Annotated in this window: 7 protein-coding genes; all 7 read left to right on the top strand. The window is 72.5% G+C overall.

Translation table 11 applies throughout. From position 1 onward, the window contains the following. Positions 1–433: 433 nt before the first annotated feature. Entirely contained in the window at positions 434–1,339 is a 906-nt protein-coding gene (gene hpnC / locus C3486_RS35370) for a squalene synthase HpnC (protein WP_103836966.1), read from the top strand. Beyond that, complete coding sequence (hpnD, locus tag C3486_RS35365) at positions 1,336–2,289, top strand: presqualene diphosphate synthase HpnD (RefSeq protein ID WP_103836965.1); 954 nt, start codon at positions 1,336–1,338, stop codon at positions 2,287–2,289. Before hpnC ends, hpnD begins: the two co-directional genes overlap by 4 nt. A gap of 115 nt (positions 2,290–2,404) precedes the next feature. Further along, entirely contained in the window at positions 2,405–3,868 is a 1,464-nt protein-coding gene (gene hpnE, locus C3486_RS35360) for a hydroxysqualene dehydroxylase HpnE (RefSeq protein ID WP_103836964.1), read from the top strand. Further along, positions 3,865–4,986: a polyprenyl synthetase family protein gene (locus C3486_RS35355; protein WP_103836963.1), complete on the top strand. Its 1,122-nt coding sequence runs from the start codon at positions 3,865–3,867 to the stop codon at positions 4,984–4,986. Before hpnE ends, C3486_RS35355 begins: the two co-directional genes overlap by 4 nt. Before the next feature lie 128 nt (positions 4,987–5,114). After that, positions 5,115–7,142: a squalene--hopene cyclase gene (shc, locus tag C3486_RS35350; protein WP_103836962.1), complete on the top strand. Its 2,028-nt coding sequence runs from the start codon at positions 5,115–5,117 to the stop codon at positions 7,140–7,142. After that, a complete protein-coding gene (locus C3486_RS35345; RefSeq protein ID WP_103836961.1) occupies positions 7,143–7,787 on the top strand; it encodes a 1-hydroxy-2-methyl-2-butenyl 4-diphosphate reductase in 645 nt (214 codons plus the stop codon). It abuts the gene before it with no gap. A gap of 5 nt (positions 7,788–7,792) precedes the next feature. Next, positions 7,793–8,818 carry an adenosyl-hopene transferase HpnH gene (gene hpnH, locus C3486_RS35340; protein WP_103836960.1) on the top strand — a complete coding sequence of 342 codons (1,026 nt, stop codon included), beginning with the start codon at positions 7,793–7,795 and terminating at the stop codon, positions 8,816–8,818. Positions 8,819–8,939 lie beyond the last annotated feature (121 nt).

The following is an 8,939-nucleotide window of genomic DNA, read 5'->3' as shown; positions in this document are numbered from 1 at the left end:
CGGACGAAGTGCTCAAGGCCTACGAGAAGGAAACGGGCAAGTAACCGGTTTCGGCGAAGGGCCTCCGCGCGGCTGCGCGCGGGGGCCCTCCGTGCGCAAAAGACGGTCAACTCCGGCACCAAAAGATGGTCAACTCTGGCTCCCCGGGGAACAGTTGCCCACCCGGTGGAGTTGTCCGGATCGTTGCTGCGCGGTTCGGTACCCCCTCGGACGAGCGTGAGATGTACGGCGTAAGCTGTACAGGCGCCGAACGGCACATGTGGTACAAGTCGGGCAATATGGTCCGACGGCGGCGATGGACGCCCTGATCGGACGGGTCGCGCGCTGCGGCGTGTCCGAAATATGAAGTTTCAGCGTGGCGGTGTAGAACGGGAGACGTGACGGCAATGGCTACGGGATCTCTCCGGCTCCGGAACGCGCCGGGCAGCCTCCGGTGAGCCCGGAGCCTGTCGCGCCCGCGCCCGAGCGCGCCGTCCTCGACAAGGCCGCGCACGAGAACTTCCCCGTCGCGCCGTTCTTCCTGCCCCGCGCCTGGCGCGCGGACCTGATGGCCGTCTACGGATTCGCACGCCTGGTCGATGACATCGGTGACGGCGACCTCGCACCGGGCGGGGCCGACGCCGTCCTGCTCGGCCTCGACCGCGCACAGGCCGGGGACCGCCTCGCGATGCTCGACGCGCTGGAGGCCGACCTGCGCCGGGTCTACAGCGACCGCGCGCCCGGCCCCCGGCACCCCCTCATGCGCCGCCTCGGCCCGACCGTACGGCGCTGCGCCCTGAGCCCCGAGCCGTTCGTCCGCCTGATCGCCGCCAACCGGCAGGACCAGCAGATCACCCGCTACCCCGCCTACACCGACCTGCTGGACTACTGCGAGCTGTCCGCCAACCCCGTGGGTCGGCTGGTCCTGGGCATCACCGGTACGACCACGCCCGAGCGGGTCCGCCGTTCGGACGCCATCTGCACCGCCCTCCAGATCGTCGAGCACATCCAGGACGTCGCCGAGGACCTCCGGAGGGACCGCATCTACCTCCCCGCCGAGGACATGAAGCGCTTCGGCGTGTCGGAAACCGATCTGGCCGCGCCGAGAGGGGGCGCGCAGGTGCGTGCGCTGGTTGCATTCGAGGCGGAACGCGCCCGTGACCTGCTGAATGAAGGTGCCCCGCTGGTGGGTAGCGTCCACGGCAGACTCAAGCTGCTGCTCTCCGGCTTCGTCGCCGGCGGACGCGCTGCCCTCCACGCGGTGGCGGCCGCCGATCACGACGTCCTCCCTGGACCGCCCAAGCCCAGCAAGCTCGGTCTGCTGCGCGCGGTAGGGGCGACACTGCGAAGAGAGGGGTGAGTCGGACCGTGGAGGCAACCGCACACGTGTCCGCGCCGGTGCTCGCTGCGTACCGCTACTGCGAGGCCGTTACCGGGCAGCAGGCGCGCAACTTCGCTTATGGAATCAGGCTGCTGCCGGCCGACAAGCGACAGGCGATGTCGGCGCTGTACGCGTTCTCGCGCCGGGTCGACGACATCGGTGACGGGGCGCTGGCGACGGCCGAGAAGGAACAGCGGCTCGCGGAGACCCGTGGTGTGCTCGCGCGCATAAAGGACGGCGAGGTCGCCGAGGACGACACCGACCCGGTCGCGGTCGCGCTCGCGGACGCCGCGCAGCGCTTCCCGCTGCCGCTGGGCGGTCTGGACGAGCTGATCGACGGCGTCCTGATGGACGTGCGCGGCGAGACGTACGAGACCTGGGACGACCTCAAGGTCTACTGCCGCTGCGTCGCGGGCGCCATCGGCCGCCTCTCGCTCGGCGTCTTCGGCACCGTGCCCGGCGCGCCGGAGGCCGACCGCGCCGCCGAGTACGCCGATACGCTGGGGCTCGCACTGCAGCTGACCAACATCCTCCGGGACGTGCGGGAGGACGCGGGCAACGGCCGGACGTACCTGCCCACCGAGGACCTGGAGAAGTTCGGCTGCGCCGCGGGCTTCCACGGCCCGGTGCCACCGCCGGGAGCGGACTTCACCGGACTCGTCCACTTCGAAGTACGCCGGGCCCGCGCCCTGTTCGCCGAGGGCTTCCGGCTGCTGCCCATGCTCGACCGGCGCAGCGGCGCCTGCGTCGCCGCCATGGCCGGCATCTACCACCGCCTGCTCCGCCGCATCGCCGACGACCCCGGGGCCGTGCTGCGCGGCCGGGTCTCGCTGCCCGGCCACGAGAAGGCGTTCGTCGCCGTCCGCGGTCTCTCCGGGCTGGACGCGCGGGCCATCGGCAGGCGACAGGCCGTCAGGAGGCGCGGATGACACTCCCCGTGAACCGGTGTGCGCCCGCGTACGCTCATGTCGCGCACGCCCCGGAACCCCGGGCAACCCCCAGGGGAACCGCTGCGTCCATGACAGCAGCAACCCGGGAGGACGCATGACTTCCGCCGACACACGGCCGGCCCCGCACGTCACCACGGACGCTCCCGGCGGCGGGGGCGCCGCGGCGGTCGTCGTCGGCGGCGGCCTCGCGGGCACCACGGCAGCCCTCGCGCTCGCCGACGCCGGGCTGCGCGTCACCCTCGTCGAGGGCCGGCCGCGCCTGGGCGGCCTCGCCTTCTCCTTCCGCCGCGACTCCGCGGCCGGCGAGCTCAGCGTCGACAACGGCCAGCACGTCTACCTGCGCTGCTGCACCGCCTACCGGGACTTTTTGGAGCGGGTCGGCGGCGCGCACCTGATGCCCCTCCAGGACCGGCTGGACGTACCGGTGCTGGACGCCGACCCCGCGCGGGCCGCCGCCGGCGCCCGCCTCGGCCGGCTGCGCCGCACCAGCCTGCCCGTACCGCTCCACCTCGCCGCGAGCCTGGCCACCTACCCGCATCTCTCGCTCGCCGAGCGGGCCTCCGTGGGCCGCGCCGCGCTCGCCCTGAAGGGCCTGGACCCGGCCGACCCCGCGCTGGACCGCACCGACTTCGCGAGCTGGCTCGCCCGGCACGGCCAGACCCCGCGCGCCGTCGAGGCCCTGTGGGACCTGGTCGGCGTCGCCACGCTCAACGCCCGCGCGGGCGACGCCTCCGCCGGGCTCGCCGCCATGGTCTTCAAGACCGGCCTGCTCTCCGACCCCGGCGCCGCCGACATCGGCTGGTCCCGCGTCCCGCTCGGCGACGTGCACGACGGCCTCGCCCGGACGGCGCTGGAGAAGGCCGGGGTGCGGGTGGAGACCCGTACCCGCGCCACCGCCGTCACGCGCACCGACGAGCGGCGCTGGCAGGTCACCGTCGAGAACGGCCCGCACAGCCAGGAGCAGCTGTCCGCCGAGACCGTCGTGCTGGCCCTGCCGCAGCGCGAGACGCACGGCCTCCTGCCGCCCGGCGCGCTGGAGCACCCCGACCGGCTGCTGGAGATCGGTACGGCCCCGATCCTCAACGTCCACGTGCTCTACGACCGCAAGGTGCTGCGCCGCCCGTTCTTCGCGACGCTCGGCTCGCCGCTGCAGTGGGTCTTCGACCGTACGGACGCCTCCGGCATGCAGGGCGGCGGCCAGTACCTCGCCGTCTCGCAGTCCGCAGCGCAGGACGAGATCGACCTCCCCGTCGGCGTGCTGCGCGAGCGGTACCTCCCGGAGCTCGCGCGCGTGCTGCCCGCAGCGCGCGGCGCCAAGGTCCGCGACTTCTTCGTCACCCGCGAGCGCACCGCCACGTTCGCCCCCGCACCGGGCGTCGGCCGGCTCCGGCCCGCCGCCCGCACCCAGTCCGCCGGCCTGTACCTGGCCGGTGCGTGGACCGCCACCGGGTGGCCCGCGACCATGGAAAGCGCTGTTCGCAGTGGCATCAGTGCCGCACGCGAGGCACTCACCGAACTCGGCTTCCCCCAGGGATCACTGCCCCAGGAGGCGGCATGACAACGAGTACGCGCGCTCGCACGAGCACGAGCACCGGAAACAGAGGAGAAACCGTGAATCCGGCTTCCCCAGTAATCGATACCGAGGGCGTGGCCGCACTCCTGGACCGCGGGCGCAGGCTCGCCACTCCGGTGCTGCGGGCCGCCGTTGACCGGCTCGCGCCACCCATGGACACCGTAGCCGCGTACCACTTCGGCTGGATCGACGCCGCGGGGGCACCCTCGGCGGGCGACGGCGGCAAGGCCGTACGCCCGGCCCTCGCCCTGCTCTCCGCCGAGGCCGCGGGCGCAGCGCCCGAGGTCGGCATCCCGGGCGCCGTCGCCGTGGAACTGGTGCACAACTTCTCGCTGCTGCACGACGACCTGATGGACGGCGACGAGCAGCGCCGGCACCGCGACACGGTGTGGAAGGTGCACGGCCCCGCGCAGGCCATCCTGGTCGGTGACGCGCTCTTCGCCCTCGCCAACGAGATCCTGCTGGAGCTGGAGACCGTGGACGCCGGGCGCGCCACGCGCCGGCTCACCGTCGCCACCCGCAAGCTGATCGACGGTCAGGCCCAGGACATCTCCTACGAGCACCGCGACCGGGTCACTGTCGCGGAGTGCCTGGAGATGGAGGGCAACAAGACCGGCGCGCTGCTCGCGTGCGCCGTCTCCATCGGCGCGGTGCTCGGCGGCGCCGACGACCGCACCGCCGACACCCTGGAGAAGTACGGCTACCACCTCGGCCTCGCCTTCCAGGCCGTCGACGACCTGCTCGGCATCTGGGGCGACCCCGAGGCCACCGGCAAGCAGACCTGGTCCGACCTGCGGCAGCGCAAGAAGTCGCTGCCGGTCGTCGCGGCGCTGGACGCGGGGGGCCCGGCGTCCGAGAAGCTCGCCCGCATCCTGGCCGACGACGCCAAGAAGAGCGACACCGAGATCGCCGACTTCACGGAGGCGGAGTTCGCCTCCCGCGCAGCCCTCATCGAGGAGGCCGGTGGCCGCGCGTGGACCTCGGAGGAGGCCCGCCGCCAGCACGCCACCGCGCTCGCCGCGCTCGATGAGATCGATATGCCCGAAGAGGTCCGTGCCCAGCTCACAGCCCTCGCGGACTTCGTCGTCGTACGGAAGAGATGATCACGATTACCCCGATTTAGTTCGCAGTCGCCGGCCGGTGCCGGCCGCCCCGGTGTGCCGTGCCGGGGCCCGGCCCGGCCGACGGAAGCCCCATGCATTCACGTTTGATCACTGCAGAAGGGGAAGCCATGACAGCGACGACCGACGGAAGCACCGGGGCCCTGCCGCCCCGGTCCCCCTCGGCCGGTGACGCCGCCGCTGAGACCACCGACCAGGCCCTCCTGGACCCGCTCCCGGCGCCCGACGACGTGACGGGCGCGGCGCGGCAGGCGACCGCCCGGGCCACCGAGTACCTCCTTTCCCGCCAGGACCCCGCAGGCTGGTGGAAGGGCGACCTCGACACCAACGTGACGATGGACGCCGAGGACCTGATGCTCCGCCAGTTCCTGGGCATCAGGGACGAGAAGACCACCGAGGCCGCCGCGCGCCACATCCGCGGCGAGCAGCGGGACGACGGCACCTGGGCCACCTTCTACGGCGGGCCCGGCGACCTGTCCACCACGATCGAGGGCTACGTCGCGCTCCGCCTGGCGGGCGACGCGCCCGACGCGCCGCACATGGCCAGGGCGTCCGCCTGGGTCCGCGAGCAGGGCGGCATCGCCGCCTCCCGCGTCTTCACCCGCATCTGGCTGGCCCTCTTCGGCTGGTGGAAGTGGGAGGACCTGCCCGACCTGCCGCCGGAGCTGATCGCCCTCCCGAAGTGGTTCCCGCTCAACATCTACGACTTCGGCTGCTGGGCCCGGCAGACCATCGTCCCGCTGACGATCGTCTCCGCCAAGCGGCCGGTGCGCCCCGCGCCCTTCGCGCTGGACGAGCTGCACACCGATCCGCACGCCCCGAACCCGCCGCGGCCGTTCGCCCCCCTCACCACCTGGGACGGCGTCTTCCAGCGGCTGGACAGGGCCCTGCACGCGTACCACAAGGTCGCCCCGCGCCGGCTGCGCCGCAGCGCCATGCGTGCCGCGGCCCGCTGGATCATCGAGCGGCAGGAGAACGACGGCTGCTGGGGCGGCATCCAGCCCCCCGCGGTCTACTCGGTCATCGCGCTGCACCTGCTGGGCTACGACCTCGAGCACCCGGTGCTCCGGGAGGGCCTGGCCTCGCTGGACCGGTTCGCCGTCTGGCGCGAGGACGCCGAGGGCGCCCCCGTCCGCATGATCGAGGCCTGCCAGTCCCCGGTCTGGGACACCTGCCTCGCCACCATCGCCCTCGCCGACGCGGGCCTGCCCCGCGACCACCCGCAGCTGGTCAGGGCCGCCGACTGGATGCTGAACGAGCAGGTCCTCCGGCCCGGCGACTGGACCGTCCGCCGGCCGACGCTGCCGCCCGGCGGCTGGGCCTTCGAGTTCGAGAACGACAACTACCCCGACATCGACGACACCGCCGAGGTCGTCCTCGCGCTGCGCCGCGTCGAGCACCCCGACCCGCAGCGCGTCGAGGACGCCGTACGCCGCGCCGTGCGCTGGAACCTCGGCATGCAGTCCGGGAACGGCGCCTGGGGCGCCTTCGACGCCGACAACACCAGCCCCTTCCCCGACCGGCTGCCCTTCTGCGACTTCGGCGAGGTCATCGACCCGCCGTCGGCCGACGTCACCGCGCACGTCGTGGAGATGGCCGCGGACGTCGGGCAGACGCACGACCCGCGCATCCGGCGCGGCATCGAATGGCTGCTGGCCGAGCAGGACCCGACCGGCGCGTGGTTCGGCCGCTGGGGCACCAACTACCTCTACGGCACCGGGTCCGTACTGCCCGCGCTGACCGCGGCCGGCCTCCCGGTCTCGCACCCCGCGATCCGCCGCGCCGTCGACTGGCTCACGTCCGTGCAGAACGAGGACGGCGGCTGGGGCGAGGACCAGCGCTCCTACCGCGACCGGGAATGGATCGGGCGCGGCGCCTCGACGGCCTCGCAGACCGGCTGGGCGCTGATGGCGCTGCTCGCGGCCGGCGAGCGGGACAGCAAGGCCGTGGAGCGCGGCGTGCGGTATCTGGCCGCCACGCAGCGCCCGGACGGCTCCTGGGACGAGCCCTACTTCACCGGTACCGGATTCCCCTGGGACTTCTCCATCAACTACCACCTCTACCGGCAGGTCTTCCCGCTCACGGCCCTGGGCCGCTATCTGGGCGGCGGTCCGGCCGGGGCCACTCCGGGGTCCTAGATGACCGACCCGGACGGCCCGGCACCGGGCCCGCCGCCACCGCTGCTGGTCGCCTGCGCGCTCGGCATCGAGCGCTTCGCGCTGCGCGGCGGCCAGGGCGTCACCGTGCTCCGTACGGGCATGGGCCCGCAGGCGGCGGAGCGGGCCGTCGGCGCCGCGCTCGCGGCCGGCTCGCCCACCGCCGCCTCGCCGGTCGTCGCCAGCGGCTTCTGCGCCGGCCTCGCACCGGGCATGCGCCCCGGTGACGTGGTCGTCGCCGAGACCACCCGCGAGCACCGGCCGGACCGTCCCGAGAGCGTCTGCCGGGACAACGCCGCACTGCTCACGGCCCTGAAGGAACGGGGCCTGACCGTGCACAGCGGGCTGCTGCTCGGCAGCGACCACGTCGTGCGCGGCACCGAGCGGGCCGCGCTGCACGCCGCCGGGGCGGTCGCCGTGGACATGGAGTCCGCCGCGACGCTCGGCAGCGCGCTGCGCGCCGGGCCCCGCCCGGTTGCGGCCGTCCGGGTGGTCGTGGACGCTCCAGAGCATGAACTGGTCCGAATCGGCACCATACGCGGGGGAATATCGGCCTTCCGCGTCTTGCGTGCCGTCCTTCCCGTTTTCTTTGAATGGCACCGTTCTTTGCTGCTCCCCAGGAGGTGAGCCAGATGGCCATGCCGCTCCGTCAGACCATCAGGGTCGGGACCTATCTCTTTGAACAGAAAATGCTCCGGCGGCGTGAGAAGTTCCCGCTCATCGTCGAGCTGGAGCCGCTTTTCGCCTGCAACCTCAAGTGCGAGGGCTGTGGCAAGATCCAGCACCCGGCCGGCGTGCTGAAACAGCGGATGCCGGTTGCCCAGGCGGTCGGCGCCGTACTGGAATCGGGCGCCCCGATGGTCTCCATCGCCGGCGGTGAGCCGCTGATGCACCCGCAGATCGACGAGATCGTGCGCCAGCTCGTCGCCAAGAAGAAGTACGTCTTCCTGTGCACCAACGCCATGCTGCTGCGCAAGAAGATGGACAAGTTCACCCCCTCGCCGTACTTCGCCTTCGCGGTGCACATCGACGGCATGCGCGAGCGGCACGACGAGTCCGTGGCCAAGGAAGGCGTCTTCGACGAGGCCGTGGAAGCGATCAAGGAAGCCAAGCGCCGCGGCTTCCGGGTCACCACCAACTCCACCTTCTTCAACACCGACACCCCGCAGACCATCATCGAGGTGCTCAACTTCCTCAACGACGACCTCAAGGTCGACGAGATGATGCTGTCGCCCGCCTACGCCTACGAGAAGGCCCCCGACCAGGAGCACTTCCTGGGCGTCGAGCAGACCAGGGAGCTGTTCAAGAAGGCGTTCGCCGGCGGCAACCGGCGCCGCTGGCGGCTCAACCACAGCCCGCTCTTCCTGGACTTCCTGGAGGGCAAGGCGGACTTCCCGTGCACCGCCTGGGCGATCCCGAACTACTCCCTGTTCGGCTGGCAGCGCCCCTGCTACCTGATGAGCGACGGGTACGTCCCCACGTACCGGGAGCTGATCGAGGAGACCGACTGGGACAAGTACGGCCGCGGCAAGGATCCGCGCTGCGCCAACTGCATGGCGCACTGCGGCTACGAGCCGACCGCCGTCCTGGCGACCATGGGCTCCCTGAAGGAGTCGCTGCGCGCAGCCCGCGAGACGGTCGCCGGAAGCAACGGGTGACGTCATGACCGTCAGTGAGCCTGTCTCTCTGGGGCTCCCCGAGGTCCCGGCCCGGCCCCTGGCCACCCGGCGCGTCTCGCGCCGGATCCAGGTCGGGCCGGTGGCCGTGGGCGGGGGTGCG

It is taken from the genome of Streptomyces sp. Ru73, assembly GCF_002920575.1.
In the GTDB taxonomy this organism is placed as follows: Bacteria; Actinomycetota; Actinomycetes; order Streptomycetales; family Streptomycetaceae; genus Streptomyces.
The sequence above is the reverse complement of the archived record's forward strand: the minus strand, read 5'-3'. Positions and strand labels throughout refer to the sequence as shown.